Genomic DNA, 17559 nt, shown 5'->3' on the forward strand with positions numbered 1-17559 from the left:
AGAAAATTATTACAAATTTTTACACCTATATTTTATACGAAATATAAAAAAATAACAACTAAAAATTGAAAAAATATTTATTGAAAAATGATTAAATTTTTCCTTTGATTTTCAAAATTTTAGCTCGTATTTTTTTAATTAGTCTATCAATTTTAAAGCTAAGTACAGTATTTTTCCTGTTTTTACTAAAGTGAACGTGTCGTTTATTTCCAATATGAGTTACATATGGTTCTTTAAAAAATATTGTCTTAAATCCACGCTCCTTGTAAAAATTCGACAATACTTCCTCATATCGCTGGTTTTCCAGTTTTTCATGGAGCCCAAATAAATCCATATCCTTTTTTCTTCTCAAAGCTGGATTATAGGTAAATATTTCCCCTTTCACATTGTAATATTTCTCGCCAGTTTTGGAAATATAATCCTCATCATAGAAAAAATCTTCTGCAAAATCTTTTTTATCACGTAAGCCGACAACTAGAATTTTTTCATCTTCTTCAAGCAATTTCATTGATTTTTCAATAAATCCCTTTTTTAAAAATTTCCAGTCATCCTCACAGTGAAAGATGTACTCGGTATCAATTTCACGATAAGCCTTGTCGATGGACTTTAACTGCCCCAGCCGTGTTTCATTCACTATAAGCCTAAAATTCTGATTTTTACTGTAGTATTTGGAAATCAGCTTTTCCAACTTTTTTCCTTCTGTGCTGTCCTCGGTTATTATAATTTTTTTAATCGGATAAGTATTGTATTCAAAAAAACTGTCAAGTGTTTCCTCCAGCAAGTCGAATCTTCCGCAGCTAGTTATTACCAGCGTTACTTCCTTCATATCTATCAAGCCCTTTCTTAGCTTTCGTTTTTTTGTTTTTTATCGCATTTGCCAAGTATTCATCATTTTTTTTCAGTCTGCTTCTGTCGTTTTCATTATGATACAAATGGCAAGTCAAAGCCTCAAATTTTAATTTTTTCTTTTTGCAGCCAATATTAAACAGCCTTACAGCAAGTTCACTGTCTTCCCTTCCCCAGCCTTTTATTTCCTCTTCAAAGCCGTTTACCCTAATTAAGTCCTCCTTGAAGAACGACATGTTGCAGGAACGTATTCCACGTAAGTTTTTATCCACTTTTGTAAAAATTTTAGAAAGGAGCTTGCTTCTCACCATATTCATATTGTTTTTAAGCCCTTTAGTAAAAAGGTTTATCTTTTTGCCTTCCATCATTTTTTGGGCAACAATCGGCGAAGTTATTACCCTTGAGCCTTGAATAAAGCATCCTCTTTCCATATTTTTTATATGATCTTCAACAAAATGCCTATTTAATATCAAATCGCCGTCTATTATTATTATATAGTTTCCAGTCGCCTTGCTTATAGCCCTGTTTCGAGACATTCCAGCCCGAAATCCCTTGTCCTCCTGCCACGAGTGAATAATATTATTATTTGGATAGCTTTGCTGAAAACTTTTTACCAAGTTAATAGTTTCCTGCTTTGAGCCATCATCGGCAATTATAATCTCCTTTGGAGTTACAGTCTGATCTAATGCACTGTTTAGGCAGGCTTCCAGAGCCTTTGGCCAGTTATATGTGGTAATGACGAGGGAAGTATCATTTCCCAGATTGTTATAATATTCTTCACGTAATTTCGTATATTTTGTCATTGTGTAAATTGAGCTGTATTTAGCGAGCAGATAGCCTTCGTAACCGTCCAGAAACCCCAATTGCAAAATATACATCTTTATAAACCTAAACAGCATTTTGGAATATATTTTTATAAAACTTGGATTTTTTTCTTTTTTTATATATTCTTTTGCACTTTGTGAAGTATACCGGTTCAATTTTTCTAAAAATTCTTCGATGCTGTCGTATGTATAATGTATTATCATTTCATTTATTTTTCTTATTTTATTTTCAGTCTGGTACTGCTCGTGGACTTCCCTATCACTAATTTTAACTTTTCCATTTTTCCAAAGTCTAATTACATAGTCATCCCAGCCCCCGAATTTTATTTCTTTCCTGAATGCAATATTTCTTAATTTTATTTTGTAGACATCACTTGATGGATTATCACTGTTTATAATGGATTTTATTTTTTCTTTCAGTTTTGGTGAAATTACTTCATCAGCGTCTATTAGTAAAATCCATTCACCTTTGCATTTTTCAAGTACGGAATTTTTTTGTGGCCCGTAGCCCTTCCATTTTTCAGAAAAAACTTTTGCACCTTTGGAAAGGGCGATTTCTACGGTTCTATCACTGCTTTCACTATCTACAACTATTATTTCATCAGCTATTCCCTTTACTGAATCCAGAGTTTTCCCGATTCTATTTTCCTCATTAAAAGTTATTATTCCTACCGATAATTTCATCAGCATTTCTCCTATTTCATATTTTTTATTTTTTTAGTAACAGGCAGGCCAATCTGATTGCATAAATCATCAAACATTTTTTCAAAATCCACATCATTAATTCGATTTTCAGAATAATCAATTAATATATTGTTTTCTTCCTTTATCCGCCATTTATTTTTATTGATTTTAGGCCCGTAAAAAGCCATTACCTTTTTATTTAGCCCTTCAGCAATATGCAAAATTGAAGTATCAAGCGACACTACTAAATCACAGCTCTTAATTATTGATATAGAATCCAGAATTGTTCTGGATTTTTCAAAGAATAAAATATTTTTATTATCTGTTCTTTTTAGGATATTATGTATTGTTTCCCTGTCATTTGGCGAATCTAGAATTATAATTGTATAATCCTTGTACATTTCTCCTAGCCTTCTTATTATAATAAGTGCATTTTCCTCGTTTATCTTCCTTCCTCTTGAAGCTCCAAAAAAGTTTAATGCTATTATTTTCCCTTTCACATTATTTTCTTCAAGAAATTTGGCTACATTTTTTTCAGATTCTTCAGAAACTGGAACATCATACTTCGTATCTTCTATTTCAATATTTATACTTTTCATCATCTGTTTATAAATTTCAATCATTTTTAAAGTGTTATTCTGTTTTATATTTTTATTATATATTTTATAATCGTCCTTGTTGTATCCAACATTAACAGTGGCATTTACCCTGTTCAAGAGGTAAACCTGCTTATATTTCAGTCCTTCAGTCGAATCAAACAGAGCGTCATATTTGTTTTTTCTCAATATTTTTACAATATTTCTCCATTCGTGCATCTTCTTTCTGTCAAGAATATAGTATTTATCTATATTTTTATTTAATTTCAATAAATTTTCTAAAGATTTGTCAGCAACAACATCTATTTTTATATTAGGATAATGCTTTTTTATTTCTCTAAAAATAAATGAACTTATTATGAAATCTCCAATTTTTCCATCAGTTCTTAAAAATAAAATTCGATTTATTTTTGTAGGCACTAAATTGATATTTTTTTTACTTTTATCGAATATGTGGCTTAACATTTCATTTTTTTTATCAACCAGTCTATCCCTGTAAGGCCTATAAAATTTCCAGTTTATTTTTTTCATTATATTATTATTCCTTGTATAGATACGTTTATTTACGTTAGTTTGTGGATAACGTATAATCCTTTATTGTAGTTAATTTTTTAATACTTCTTCTATTTTGTCATTTAACCATTTTATTGGTTCAGATAGTGAAAAATTATATGTCTGATTGTGGTTTCCGATGGTTTTTGAAATTACTTGCAGGCTGTCAGCGGTTGTTTTAGGTGACCATCTGCATAAATTGTACTTGTTGTTTGCATAGAAGCTCAAAAGAGGTTTATTTAGCGAAGAAGCTATGTGAACACCTCCTCCATCGACACCGATTACCAGATCAGCTGCCGCCATAAATAAGACATACTCCTTAATATCGAATTTTTCAGATAAGGCAATATTCAAATCCTTATTTACATAAGTCATCAGTTTTTTATAGTATTCTTCACTTCCATTAGTTTTACCCATAATAATTTTCACATTTTTTATTTTTTCGATTTCAATATTATTCAATAAATCAGCAATTTCTTTAGGTTTCATTTCCCTATCACTGCCTTGCGGTATTAATAAAATTTTTACTGTTTTTGTCTTTTTTTCCAATTTTTCAGAATCAGATTTCCAAAATTTTTCCATTTTAATAATATCTTTTTTCAAAAGTTCGATATGCGGTTTCTGTTTTTCTATTTTAAAATATTTAGAAAACTCAGAATTTATCAAATAATCTATAATGTGGGTTTCAATAGGTGGAGTACAGTCAAAATCATAATTTTTCACATTTTTTCTATTATAATAATGCCCTTCGTCACTTTCTCCAAAAATCATTGTAATTTTTGGACTTAACACCTTTTTCCAAATCATCCGCTTTGTATTTTCCTTACTTAAAAAATCAAGCAGCATATCCCATTTTTTATGATTTTTAAGCACATCATTCCGTTTTACGACAGTATCTATTATTTTTTCATTTTCATTACATAATTTCGTAAATTCCATATTTCTATTTGTTACTACCATTCCTAATTTGACATTAGGATATATTTTTTTTAATTGCCTTGCATAGCAAAAAGACATTAAAGTATCACCAATAGAGTCTTTAGGATTTAAAAGTATCGTTTCCATATTTTTTAAATCAACATTTTTATGCCTCTTTTTAGTACCAAACAGCCATATTATTATTTTGGATTTTATTCCATTTACTATACTCATGTGTAACCTTTCTTTACATTATTTAAATAGCTATTTATATTATATTTTAGAAATTTGTATTTTCTATTAATTCCTTCAGTTTTGTCCTGTTACTTTCCATTGAAAAATCATTAGCCCTTATAAGTGACTGATTTTTATAATTTTCATATTTTTCGTTATTGTTCATTAATTCATAAACTTTTTCCACAAATGTATCTTTATCATTTAATGGAATTAACGCTCCATATTTACTATTTTTCCCAAGTATATCTTTTGGCCCTGTAGGACAGTCATAAGCCACGACAGGCGTTCCAAAAGCAAGGCTTTCCAGCAGTACAGTCGGCAATCCCTCATATCTTCCCGTATGCACAAATAATTTTGCATTTTTAAAGAATGGATATGGATTTTCAATTTGTCCAAGCAGAATTACATCATTTTCCAAATTATATTCCTTGATTTTCTGCTTAATCAGTTCTACTTTTTCACCATCTCCAATGAAATAAAGTTTTTCCTTTATTCCCCGCTGCTTTAATTTGTAATAAATGTCAACCAGATGCTCAGGCTGCTTTTGCTGTGTCAGTCGTGATACCTGTAAAAAATAATCCTCTTTTAAATAATTTTCATACTCAGGGTTTATATCTTCTGCTTTTTCCTTGATTATTTCAAGATTTATTGGATTATAAACCAATTCCACCTTGTTTTTATCTATCCCTAGAATTTCTACAAATTCATCTTTCATTGTATCACATATTGCCAGTATTTTATCATATTTTTTATATTGTTTTTTATATTTTTCTATTTTGTCTGTACTTAGCTGTTCCCCAAAAGTAAGTGAAAAATGAATCCATGCAAATACAGGCACTTTTATATCAAAATTATTATATTTCAATAAATTTGAAGAATAATCTATAATAACATCATATTTTTTTTCTTTTATTATTTTTTCAACTTTTTTCAAATAAACTGTCTTTGCCTTTATTCGATAAATTTCTTTGATAATCTTACTTTTACCATCATAATTATCAAATAGGAATTTATAATTCACCTTTTCAGGAATTTCATTTTCAAATAAGTTATTTTCCCCATGATTCCAAGTTATAAGCAAATCAACATCGTAATCCAGTTCCACCAGATTTTTTAAAACATTAAGTAAAACTCTCTCTTCTCCACCCATACTAAGATGTCCATGCAATACCAATACTTTCATTTTTTCCCCATTCTTAATTACTATAAAATATTATTTTTTTATATCAATCTATATTATTAATATCTTTTTGATTTTCAAAAAAATTATTACAAAAAATATTATTTTAATTGCTTTATATAACTTTTTCAGTCTATCTCATACATTTTTTTGAAATGTTCCAGAAAACTTCCTGCTGTATTACGTTTCCCAGCGTCTATTTTGTACGTAAGTTTATGAATATTAATTCTTTTTGTCATTTCATCCAGTTTTTCCTGCGAAAATTTATCAAACCAGACTCTTATCATTTCATGCGTCAATGTATCTGAAACAACTTTGCATTTTTTATCCTTGTAATAATTTTCAATTAACTCAGTATACAGTACTTGAAAGAAAAAGTAATTTGGAGCTAAATCATTATGTTTCCAGAAGATTAGCAACATATCCAGTAATACTTTTATCACTTCGTTATTTTTTTTCGCAAAAATTACGCTATTTAGGACTCTGACTTTCATTTCATCATTCCACGAAAAATAAAAATCATCATAATCTTCCCAGTCCTTTTTCTCTTCTAAACTAAGGCTGTCGTCCCTTTGAAACATAAAATAATCCATTTCAAAATACTCCTGCGGCAAATAGTCCGTAAACAAAATTGTCGCATCAATCCAGACACCACCATAGTTAATTAACAGTGCAAGCCTTATTATATCTGTAAAATGGGCAAAATTAATTTTTTTACTTTTCACTTTTTCCAAAATATATTCTGGGATTTCTAAATAATCGTTTATATTATTCATATCTAGATGTATAACTGTGTAGTCCTTTTTATACTTTTGTACAGATTTATAGCTTATTTTCACAACATCAGGCAACTTTTCAAAATTCCAACCTTGCCCCCAGAATTGCCATATAATTTTTTCGGTTTCAAATGATTTTTTAGGCTTAATTTGCTCTGTTTCTATTCCTTTTGTAAAATATTCCTTCAAAAGTTCATTCCAGTCTTGCCCAACCATTTTTTGAGTTATAAAGTAAACTCTGTTTTGAATTTTGTTAAACAATTTTTTTGGCATCATTTCCTTGTATATGTATTTGTATGGCTTTTGACGTAATTTTTTGTTAAGCCTGTCCAATTTTGAAATATTAAATTTATAGTTATTCATCTCCTATTTTCCTTTTTCTGCTTTTATTTTTTTCTTCCACAAGTGATTTAATACAAATATTAATATTGCAGAAGTTATAATCATGTATTTGTTATTCAGGTTAATATCAGTAGTTCCCTGTATTATCCAAGCTGCTAAAGTGGTTTTTGTCCCAATTTCAAGTGCAACCAGTCTGGAATCTGAGTTTTCCCTGTCTTTTGAAAAGTTTATGCCAATCGCCTTTATAAGTATGCTTACAAAGAAAATTACTAAAAATGCAAATCCTACAATTCCATAATCCAGAATAAACTGTAAATAGGCATTGTGTGTATGGACATAATAAATCGGCCATTCGCTCAGCTTATCAAGAAAATTTTTATATACATAATCTTTAACTCCGATTTTTTCATAGTAGTCAAGATTAAACTGCTTTCTATCTTCCGCCTGCCAGCCCAATAATGGTTTCTGTTTAAATGCTTCTATTCCAGTTTCCCAGAAAATCACTCTTAAATTACTGGATGGATCATTTTTATAGTTTACTATGTATTGCAATCTGCTTGAAATTGAACTTGGAAGTGCAAAATAACCTCCAAAGCATATTAAAATTCCAATTAAGACGTATCTTTTTCTTATTTTGTACAAGATGTATAAAATTGTCGGTATTAGGCAGATATAAACCATTTTGGATCTGTTTACAATAACTAGAAAAAGTATAAATGCAGACAAAATAGCTAAACAAATTTTAATTATCATGTTTTTTTTATTGTTTCCATTTTTATAAAAAAATAAAAAAGATAGTAAAAATAAAAGCACTATACACATAATATTGGCAAAATCCTGAACAGTTAAAATAGCAGTAACTCTCGGATAATAAGCACCTATAGGATGAGCCCACGCATTATAATTTTTTATAAAATCAAAAGTGGCCAAAATTGAAATTATTGTTCCGCCAAATAAACACGCCTTTAAAAGATTCAAAACTTTTCTTGTGCTGCTTAAAAAGAACGCAAATGGAAAAAACAATAAAAATCTTAAAATGTAGCTATCCAATCGAGTGTCAATCCCTCCATCAAAATACGCTATTACAAATGGTACAAAAACAAATAGCAATAATACGATTGAAAATTTTATATCTATATTTTTCAAAAGTTTTTTTCGATTTTCCTTTAAAAACATAGCAATTACAAATACTAGCAATAATAAAGGAATTAAAACATTATTTTCAAATTTTTCTGATAAAAACAGAGATATTCCAACTAACAAACTTACGATATATCCCATCATATTTATAGTTAAGTTAAATTTATTCTTCATATTTAATTATTTTCATCCTTTTTATAATTTTATATTTTTCTAAATTTGTTTCATAATTTCATTATAAACTCTATCTACACTAATTAAAGGTATCCCTCTATAATAGTCCTTTTTATATTTGTGCTGATTTTTGGGAATGGTTACAATATTATTTTCATAAAACTCATTGTCCTCAATAACATTGCTTTTTTCAGTCCAGGGAAAAAATCCCAAAGCCCGTTTTCCCGGCCCAAAAATCCCAATTACAAATGGCTTTTCAAATCCGCTCGCAATATGAACTGGGGAACTGTCATTTCCTACAACGATATCAGCCTTTGAAATCAATGCTCCAAATTCTACAAGATTAATTTCCCCACGAAAATCAATCACATTTTTATCATTTTCAAAATTTAGGGGCAGTTCCTTTTCAGCTTTTGAGCCAGTTATTCCAATAAAATAATTTTTATTTTTTTTCAATTTTTCAATAACCTCATGATATTTTTCTATTGGCCACATTTTTTCAGCCCTTTGGCTGCCCGGTGCAATTAATATCAACTTTTGTCCTTCATTCCCCAAATATCCATGATTTTCCAGAATTTTATCAATTTTAATAAAATTCTCCTTTGCAGGATAAATTCTAATCGGAATTTTTTCCTCTTTGTATTCAACCAAATCAAGCAATCTTTCCACTTCATGCTTTTTCATATCATAATGAACCTTCTTATTTAGCAGAAATGAGCCTGTTGCTACATCAAAACCAACAATATTGGGAATTTTTGCCAGTTTTGCAAGCAATATTGATTTTATAAATCTATGCGGTATCACGGCATAGTCATATTTTTTTTGCCTTAAAATTTTTAATACCCTCAAAAATCCCTTTATTCCTTTGTCTTTCCCTTTTTTATCATAAAGCAGTATTTCGTGTAAATTAGGATTATTGGTTATCACACTTTGATTTGTTGGCAATGTCAGATAATCTATCTCAGAATTTGGGTACATATCCTTTAGCCTTTGTATCAATGGTGTAGACAGTACAATATCTCCTATAAACGCCGTATGTATTATCAATATTTTCATTCTCTCTCCCTTTTATAAGTACCAATTTATTTCCAAAACTCCTTATAAATAAAGGATTTTTTACATCTTTTACATAAATGTTATGAAGTTTCTATATACAGAGTTATTATATCATATTTTAAATGATTTTATATCATAATTTTTTAAAAAATTGTTTATATTAATCCCCCATTTAAATAACGAATTTATTACAAACTTTTTCGCAGGATTACTCATTGCCGCAAATCCTTATCTTGCAGTAAAGGTTTATCCTGATAATTAAAATTGTGGCAAGATTGCTATGCAATACTTATGGCTAGACTCCAACTTTTATTTGCCCAACTCCAAAACTTCTCCTTACAGTCGTCAAACAGTCGTAGTTGAACAAATGAAAGCTCCGTCGGTTTATTAAATACAAAGATATTTGTTATAAAATTTCTGATAAATTTGTTATTTAAATGGGGAATATTGTTTTATTCTTAAATTTTAAATTTATAAAAAAACTCTCATTAAATACAATTAAACAGTTTTTAACCATTTTAACTATATCAATAAATGAGAGCAATAATTTGTTATTTAAATATGATTAAAAGAACTCCTGCTGCAACTGCTGAACCGATTACACCAGCTATATTTGGCCCCATTGCGTGCATTAGCAGAAAGTTTTTTGGATTTTCCTGTTGTCCTATTTTTTGCACAACTCTTGCTGCCATTGGTACTGCGGAAACTCCAGCCGCTCCAATCATTGGGTTTACTTTTCCTTTCGTAAGTTTATACATTATTTTTCCAAATATTACTCCTCCAACTGTTCCAAAGGAAAATGCAATTAGTCCTAAAATAATAATATTTATTGTCTTAATACTTAAGAAAGTTTCTGCATTGGCTGTTGCTCCAACTGTCATTCCCAGTACGATTGTGATACAGTAAAGTAATGCCCCTCGCACATGTTCAACTAAATTTGAAACAATTCCAGCTTCCTTTATAAGATTTCCCAGCATTAGCATTCCAATTAACGGTGCTGATGATGGAACTAAAAGAATTACGATAATTGTTACCGCTATTGGAAAAATAATCTTTTCACGCTGGCTTACAAATCGCAGTTGTGTCATTTCCACCATTCTTTCCTTTTTTGTTGTCAAAAGTTTTATAATTGGTGGCTGGATAACAGGAACCAGAGCCATGTAGGAATAGGCTGCAATAGCGATGGAACCTAGTAAATGAGGGGCTAATTTTGTTGCGGTATAAATGGCGGTAGGCCCGTCTGCTCCTCCAATAATCCCGATTGAAGCTGCTTCTCGTCCAGTTAATCCGAGTAAAATCGCTCCTATGAATGCCACAAAAATTCCAAATTGTGCAGCGGCTCCCAGTAACAAACTTTTTGGATTTGCAATAAGTGGCCCAAAGTCTGTACTTGCTCCGATTGCCAGAAATATCATTGGTGGATAAATTCCTAATTTTACTCCCTGATAAAGATAACACAGGAGTCCGCCCTTTTCCATAAGTCCTTCATTTGCCATGGCAGGTAAGTTTGCCAGCAGCATTCCAAAAGAAATTGGAAGCAGCAAATATGGTTCATATTGTTTTTTTATTGCCAGATATAATAGAGTTAAGGCTATTATTATCATAATAATCTGTTTTACAGTTATCATTGATAATCCTGTTGTTCCGTAAAGAATTTTTAGTAATTCCATTTCAAAACCATTCCTTTCTTTCAGGTTTTATAGTGATGTAATATCATTGTTGCATTAAAATTTAAAGTGGTGTTACTATAAAATCAATTGTTGTTTTTGAGTATATAAAGATGAATTAAAAATGTTCTTATGATAATATTATTAAAGTATCACCAGTATTTACAGTGCTTCCCTTTGATACTTTAACCGCAAGGACTGTACCATCCTTTGATGCCACAATGGGATTTTCCATTTTCATGGCTTCCAGAATGACAATTTCGTCCCCAGCTTTTACCTTTTGTCCAGCTTCAACTTTTACATCAACAATAAGTCCCTGCATAGGTGCATTTATAGCTTCACCATTTTCACTGGAATTGCTAATATTGTTTTGGGCTGAATTATGTTCATCCATTTTTTCCTCTGGTTCATTTTTTACATCTTTTGAAGTTGCAATAGAACCCTCTTTTTCTGAAACGGCTTCCACTTCCACTTCATAAACTTTCTCTCCAATTCTAATTTTGTATAATTTAATCATATCTGTCTACTCCTCGTTTATCAAAGTTTACTTGATTTCTTTTACGCTTTTTACTCTTATACAGCAGTTTTCATTTTCTCCAGCCGCTTCAATCAGAGCCGCCATCATTGCTGCCAGCATAGTTTCATCTTTTATTTTTTCCAGACTGAATTTTTTTTCATTAACAATTCTTTTTGAGTCAAGTTTTTCTGAATTTTGAAAAGTTTTGTTGTCGTTTGTTTTTTTATTTATAACATCCTGATTTAATTGTTCAGAATTTGAAAAATATTTAAAAAACGACAGTACAAATGAAATTAAAAACAATATGAAAAAAACGATTAGCATACTTACAACAGTAATATAAACAGCATCTCCGATTGACACGGCCGAATTCCCAAATAAAATACTTTTCATATTTTAATTATTCCTTTCAAGTTTTTAAACTCAAACCTATAAAGTTTTTGTGTCTGAATTCATACTCAAGCCCTTTTAATATCAAACCGTTAAAATCAGATAATATTGGGGTTTGAGTAGTATAATCATCACTTTTAAGTTTGGTTTTAATTATGTTCATTTTATTTTGTAATAACTGTCAAATTTTTCCTTGTGGGAAAGTTTCATTTTATTTCTTAAATGAACCATATCAGTTATAATTTTTTCTTCCATATATGTTAATTTATCCCAATCTATCAAGTGTTCTTCATCACGTGTCTTATTGATTTCTATTTCCAGTTCTGATATTTTTTCAAGTAGTGTTTTTTTGTTCCATCTATTATTTTCATACCATTCTGATATTTCCTTTAATTTATTCTTGAAATATTCTATATCTAAATTCATCTTTTCACCTCTCTTTTTGAACAGGCTCAAATATTAAATTTGAGCTGCATAGCCTAAACTTTTACTTTAGTTTTTGACTATCCTGATAAGCGATATCAATAAAAATTTATTTTACCTCAAAATCTTTTAAAAAATTACGTTAATATTTTGAATTTTCACCTCCTCTTTATTCTCTATTTTAGTTTCTTTATCTTTTTTTTCAGAATATTTTTCTTTTAAATAACCTTTGGCAATTTGAGGAAAACAAGCATAAGTCAGCACATCCTCCTCAGATTTTGCCAAATCTCCAATTTCAGCTTTCATTGTGTCATATTCATCTTTTAATAAATCAGCAGGACGTCCATTAAATAGATCTTCCTCCCCAATTACAGTTTTTTTAATTTCTTCAGAAATTGGAACAGGAGATTTTCCGTACATCCCTTTTACATAATCCTTTATTTCCTTAGGAATCATATGATATTTTTTCCCTGTCAAAATATTCATAACTGACTGGGTTCCAACCATCTGGCTCATTGGAGTTACAAGTGGTGGATAACCCATATCCTTTCGGACTCTTGGAATTTCACGAAGTACGTCCTCATATTTTTCTTCTGCCCCTTGTGATTTCAGTTGCGACAGCAAGTTTGAAAGCATACCTCCTGGCAGCTGATACTCCACGATATTTGGCTCTACTCCCAAAGCCTTTGGGTTTAATATCCCGTTATCAATGTATTTTTTTCTTATCGGTTTAAAATATTCTGCCACTTCCTTTAAAAGTTCCAGATTTAATTCAGTATCGTATTCTGTACCTTGCAATGTTCTTACAAGTGGTTCTGTACACGGCTGTGAAGTTCCTCCCCCAAATGGAGAAATAGCAGTATCAACAATATCCACCCCTGCGTCAATGGCTTCTATTATGCTCATTTCAGCAAGTCCCGCCGTAGAATGTGTGTGAAGTTCAAGCGGAATATTCAAAATACTCTTTAATTCGCTCACTAATATATATGCCACATTAGGTAATAAAATTCCAGACATATCCTTTATAGCGATGGAATCCGCCCCCATGTTCTGCATTTCAAGTGCCAGTTTTTTGTAATATTCTATCGTGTGAACAGGGCTTATTGTGTAGCAAATCGCAAGCTGGCTGTGTCCTCCATATTTTTTAGTACTTTCTGACGCTTTTCTAATATTTCTTGTATCATTCAAAGCATCAAATGTCCTAATAATATCAATACCATTTTTTATAGAAAGTTCCACAAACTTGTCCACAATATCGTCTGCATAATGCCGATACCCCAGCAAATTCTGCCCTCTTAATAACATTTGCAGCTTCGTATTTTTAGCCCTTTTCCTAATTTCCCTCAATCTTTCCCAAGGATCTTCGTGTAAAAATCTGATTGCTGCATCATAAGTTGCACCACCCCAGACTTCCATTGCGTGATACCCGATTTTATCCATAGTTTCTATTATTGGAAGCATTTCGGCGGTAGTCATTCTCGTTGCCATAAGTGACTGATGTCCGTCCCTTAGTGATGTTTCCGTTATTTTTACTTTCCCCATAAAAAACCTCCATTGTTTAGTAAACATTTAAAAATTTCTATTCAAAAAATACTGGCCCTGCATTTACAATATGTTCCGGCATATTCGGATATTTTTCTGCAAAATTTTCTCTAAACATTTTAGCCAGTTTTCTTGCTGCTGCACCATATGCCTCCTTGTTTGCCCAAGTGTCTATTGGATTTAGCAGTTCACTTGGAACGTTTGGACAATATTGTGGGATTTCCACGTTGAAAATGTCATCATGTCTGTATTCCACTTCGTCTAATTCGCCATTTAGTGCAGCAGTAACCATTGCCCTTGTATATTTTAAGTTCATACGGTTTCCGACACCGTAAGGGCCGCCAGACCATCCTGTATTTATTAAAAATACTTTTGTGTTGTGAAGTTCTATTTTTTTACCTAGCATTTCTGCATAAACTAATGGATCTAATGGCATAAATGGTTCTCCAAAACAAGTTGAAAATGTAGGTTGCGGCTCTGTAATTCCACGTTCTGTCCCAGCCAGTTTAGATGTAAATCCTGTTACAAAGTGATAGATTGCCGCATCTCTTGAAAGTCTGGAAATAGGCGGTAAAACTCCAAAGGCATCTGCTGTCAGAAATATTACAACATTAGGAATTCCTCCGATTCCTGGAATCTGTGCATTTTTTATATGGTTAATCGGATAACCAACCCTTGTATTTTCTGTCAAACTTTTATCATAAAAGTCAAGCTCTCGTGTTTTAGGGTTCATTACAACATTTTCCACTAAACTTCCAAATTTTATTGCATTAAAAATGTCTGGTTCATGTTCAGGATCAAGGTTTATACATTTTGCATAACATCCTCCCTCAAAGTTGAAAATGCTGTGATCGGACCAGCCGTGTTCGTCATCTCCTATTAATTTACGGTTAGGATCTGTTGAAAGAGTAGTTTTCCCTGTTCCGGAAAGTCCAAAAAATACAGCAGTCTGTCCAGTTCGTGGATCCATATTGGCAGAACAGTGCATAGGCAGTACATCGATTTCAGGCATTACAAAGTTCATTATTGAGAATACACTCTTTTTAATTTCCCCAGAATATTCTGTTCCGCATATAATCCCAACTCTTGCTTCATAATTAATAATTATTGCAGCTGAAGAATTTATTCCATCAATTTTGGCATTGCATTTAAATCCAGGTGCCGCAATGATTGTAAAATCAGCGTGTCCATAATCATTTAACTCTTCTTCTGTTGGACGTATCAATAATTGATGAATAAACAAATTTTGGCTTGCCCGTTCATTTATTATTCTAAATTTTCGTCTGCAAGTTGGATCTGCCCCTGCCATTCCATCAAATATAAAAATTTCCCGATTTTGCAAATATGCAATTAATTTATTATAAATAGAATTAAATTTTTCTTTTTCAATTGGTTTATTTACATTTCCCCAGGCAATTTTATCGTGAATACCGGCAGTATCAACAATATACTTGTCCTTAGGCGAACGCCCAGTATATTTCCCTGTTGTTACAACCAAGGCTCCTGTATCTGACAACGTTCCCTCTCCTCTCTTCAAGGCATGCTCAATCAATTCTGACGGTGTTAAGTTTCTGTGAATTTCTGCCACATTTACGATTCCTAATTTTTCCAAGTCTTTTGTCAATTTTTTCATAATATTTCCTCCGTATCTTAGAAAATTTTAAATTTTAAAATTTTAATAATATTTTTTATGTTTTTATTTATTATTTTTTTATAAATTCAAATTACAAAAAAACCCCTACATTATGTAGGGAAAGGCAAAACAATATTAATTTTTAAAACTTTTATTTAAAAAAATCTGATTTTGAATTTTTTGGGTGATATTAAGTTTATAATAATTTTATTTTAAAAATTAATCTAAAAAATTTTCAATGATTTATTCAAAATAAATTGTATTTTATATGAGTATGTATCAAAAAATCACAATTTTATAGTAAATATTTTTTAAAAATGTATTTTGAAAGTCTATGTAATCTCACCTTCAATATACATATTCTTTATTATTTAACCTATAGAATTGTTTATAATTGTATTCAACATTATTTTTTCCCTACATTAATATTATCCCACATTTTTTCAAAAAGTCAATGATTTTTATAAATTTTAAATTAAAAGATTATTCTATGAAAGATTAAATTTATTATAAAGACATAAGTTTGATTTTATAAAACAATTATATTCATAAAAATTTTAAATACAGAAAAAATCTTGACATCTTTATTGAAAAAATGATAATATTAATTAAAGAGATAAATAATTAAATTCAGGTGATCCACCACCAAGAAGCGAGGAGTTGTAAATTCAGGTGATCCGCCACCAAGAAGTGAGGAGTTGTAAATTCAAAGCTACCATTTATGGTGGCTTTTTCTATAAATATAGGGGAGGGAAATGAAATTATACGAAATAAGTGATAGCTACCTTGATTATTTAAAGTCCTTTGATAACAGAGTATTAAATAGATTAGGGGAAAAATATAGACATACAAGAAAGTATTTGGGAATTTTATTAAAAATTAACGATTGTGATTATATAGCACCTTTGTCATCACCTAGTCAAACAGATTATTTAAATGGAGCTATAAGAAAATCTATTATTCCGATAGTAAGAATTGTTAAATCAAAATCAGGAGAAATAACTTTACTTGGAAAAATAAAGTTGAGCAGTATGGTTCCTGTGTATGATAAATCAGTTATTAAGGAATACGATATAAATCATGAGATTGATACAAAATATAAAAATTTAGTTTTTGATCAATTAGACTTTATAAATTCAAATAAAAAATTAATAATTAAATATGCAAATACGTTATATAGACAAAAAATTAAAAATTTTTCCATTGGATATGTAAATCAAACTGTGAATTTTTTACTTTTGGAAGAAAAATCAAAATTATATAATAAATAATAACTAATACTGTTCTTCGTTTAATATAGTAGACATTTTATAAATTTTGAATTATATATGATTTAGCAAGTATTTAAAATTTCTTGTAATTAGTACAATTTCTATTTTTTAATGAGGTTTAGTATAAATCAAAAAGGACATTACAATTTGAATAATGCCCTTTTTAAATTTATTTTCTATTTTTTAGAATTTTTGCAAAATCCAGAATATCATTTGCAACAATTGGATTTAAGTTGGTATTCTTTAATTTTTCAAGACTTTTTAGTCCATAGCCTGTTTTTACCAGAACTGGTGTGATTCCCAATTTTTCCGCAGGAATTAAATCAGTTGTCTTATCACCTATCATAAAGGAATTTTCTGTATCAATATTAAATTCGTCTATTGCCCGCTCAAAATTACCAGTATTTGGCTTTCGGCAGTTACATTCAATTCCGTATTTTCCATCAACGCTTGGATGATGTGGACAAAAATATGATTTTTCGATTTTTATACCATTTTTTATCAAATCCTTTTCGATGTAATTCTGTAAGTTTAAGTAATCATCTTCTGTGTAATAGCCTCTCGCAATTCCCGCCTGATTTGTTATAATCGCAAATTTATAGCCTAAATCATGTAATTTCCTAAGTCCTTCGATTACATTTTTTTCATATTCAAAATCTTCGATTTTATATAAATATGATTTTTCCACATTTATTACACCATCTCTATCCAGCAGGATAAATTTATTTTTCATAAAATTATATTTCCTCTTATTTTTTATATTTTTAATTTAGTCATATTAATTGTAGTGC

16 protein-coding genes are annotated in these 17559 nt (G+C 30.2%); 1 reads left to right on the forward strand and 15 read right to left on the reverse strand.

All coding sequences use genetic code 11. The annotated features are described in order from the left end of the window. Window positions 1-91: 91 nt before the first annotated feature. The 14 genes from K324_RS0101510 to pckA all read right to left on the reverse strand — a co-directional run bounded on the left by K324_RS0101510 (window position 92) and on the right by pckA (window position 15497). Window positions 92-826, reverse strand: a complete 735-nt coding sequence (locus K324_RS0101510) for a glycosyltransferase (RefSeq protein ID WP_026747586.1) — start codon at window positions 824-826, stop codon at window positions 92-94. Then, the gene (locus K324_RS0101515) at window positions 798-2354 is read right to left on the reverse strand and encodes a glycosyltransferase family 2 protein (protein ID WP_026747587.1); all 1557 of its coding nucleotides are present in this window, start codon (window positions 2352-2354) and stop codon (window positions 798-800) included. The genes K324_RS0101510 and K324_RS0101515 overlap by 29 nt, the downstream gene beginning before the upstream one ends. Window positions 2355-2365: 11 nt before the next feature. Then, entirely contained in the window at window positions 2366-3481 is a 1116-nt protein-coding gene (locus K324_RS14120; RefSeq protein WP_051354364.1) for a glycosyltransferase family 9 protein, read from the reverse strand. A 72-nt stretch (window positions 3482-3553) separates the two neighbouring features. Further along, window positions 3554-4654 carry a glycosyltransferase family 9 protein gene (locus K324_RS0101525; RefSeq protein ID WP_026747588.1) on the reverse strand — a complete coding sequence of 367 codons (1101 nt, stop codon included), beginning with the start codon at window positions 4652-4654 and terminating at the stop codon, window positions 3554-3556. A gap of 46 nt (window positions 4655-4700) precedes the next feature. Then, entirely contained in the window at window positions 4701-5840 is a 1140-nt protein-coding gene (locus tag K324_RS0101530; RefSeq protein ID WP_026747589.1) for a glycosyltransferase, read from the reverse strand. Window positions 5841-5965: 125 nt separating this feature from the next. After that, on the reverse strand, window positions 5966-6976 hold the full coding sequence (locus tag K324_RS0101535; RefSeq protein ID WP_026747590.1) for a capsular polysaccharide synthesis protein: 1011 nt from the start codon (window positions 6974-6976) through the stop codon (window positions 5966-5968). 3 nt (window positions 6977-6979) lie between these two features. Next, window positions 6980-8269: an O-antigen ligase family protein gene (locus K324_RS0101540; RefSeq protein WP_026747591.1), complete on the reverse strand. Its 1290-nt coding sequence runs from the start codon at window positions 8267-8269 to the stop codon at window positions 6980-6982. Window positions 8270-8308: 39 nt separating this feature from the next. After that, on the reverse strand, window positions 8309-9325 hold the full coding sequence (locus tag K324_RS0101545) for a glycosyltransferase family 9 protein (RefSeq protein WP_026747592.1): 1017 nt from the start codon (window positions 9323-9325) through the stop codon (window positions 8309-8311). Between the two features lie 551 nt (window positions 9326-9876). Further along, entirely contained in the window at window positions 9877-10995 is a 1119-nt protein-coding gene (locus K324_RS0101555; protein ID WP_026747593.1) for a sodium ion-translocating decarboxylase subunit beta, read from the reverse strand. A gap of 127 nt (window positions 10996-11122) precedes the next feature. After that, window positions 11123-11509: a biotin/lipoyl-containing protein gene (locus K324_RS0101560; protein ID WP_036094944.1), complete on the reverse strand. Its 387-nt coding sequence runs from the start codon at window positions 11507-11509 to the stop codon at window positions 11123-11125. Between the two features lie 27 nt (window positions 11510-11536). After that, the gene (locus tag K324_RS0101565) at window positions 11537-11902 is read right to left on the reverse strand and encodes an OadG family protein (RefSeq protein WP_026747595.1); all 366 of its coding nucleotides are present in this window, start codon (window positions 11900-11902) and stop codon (window positions 11537-11539) included. Between the two features lie 156 nt (window positions 11903-12058). Beyond that, the gene (locus K324_RS0101570; protein ID WP_026747596.1) at window positions 12059-12325 is read right to left on the reverse strand and encodes a hypothetical protein; all 267 of its coding nucleotides are present in this window, start codon (window positions 12323-12325) and stop codon (window positions 12059-12061) included. Window positions 12326-12451: 126 nt separating this feature from the next. Further along, window positions 12452-13864, reverse strand: a complete 1413-nt coding sequence (locus K324_RS0101575; RefSeq protein WP_026747597.1) for an oxaloacetate decarboxylase subunit alpha — start codon at window positions 13862-13864, stop codon at window positions 12452-12454. 37 nt (window positions 13865-13901) lie between these two features. Next, complete coding sequence (gene pckA, locus K324_RS0101580) at window positions 13902-15497, reverse strand: phosphoenolpyruvate carboxykinase (ATP) (RefSeq protein WP_026747598.1); 1596 nt, start codon at window positions 15495-15497, stop codon at window positions 13902-13904. 755 nt (window positions 15498-16252) lie between these two features. Here pckA and K324_RS0101585 point away from each other — a divergent pair. Continuing rightward, a complete protein-coding gene (locus tag K324_RS0101585; RefSeq protein ID WP_026747599.1) occupies window positions 16253-16768 on the forward strand; it encodes a type III toxin-antitoxin system ToxN/AbiQ family toxin in 516 nt (171 codons plus the stop codon). Between the two features lie 169 nt (window positions 16769-16937). On the opposite strand, the gene K324_RS0101590 is transcribed toward K324_RS0101585, so the two are convergent. Then, window positions 16938-17501, reverse strand: coding sequence for a D-glycero-alpha-D-manno-heptose-1,7-bisphosphate 7-phosphatase (locus K324_RS0101590; protein WP_026747600.1), 564 nt, complete (start codon window positions 17499-17501; stop codon window positions 16938-16940). Between the last annotated feature and the right edge of the window lie 58 nt (window positions 17502-17559).

The sequence above is a fragment of the Leptotrichia trevisanii DSM 22070 genome, assembly GCF_000482505.1.
Taxonomy (GTDB): Bacteria; Fusobacteriota; Fusobacteriia; order Fusobacteriales; family Leptotrichiaceae; genus Leptotrichia; species Leptotrichia trevisanii.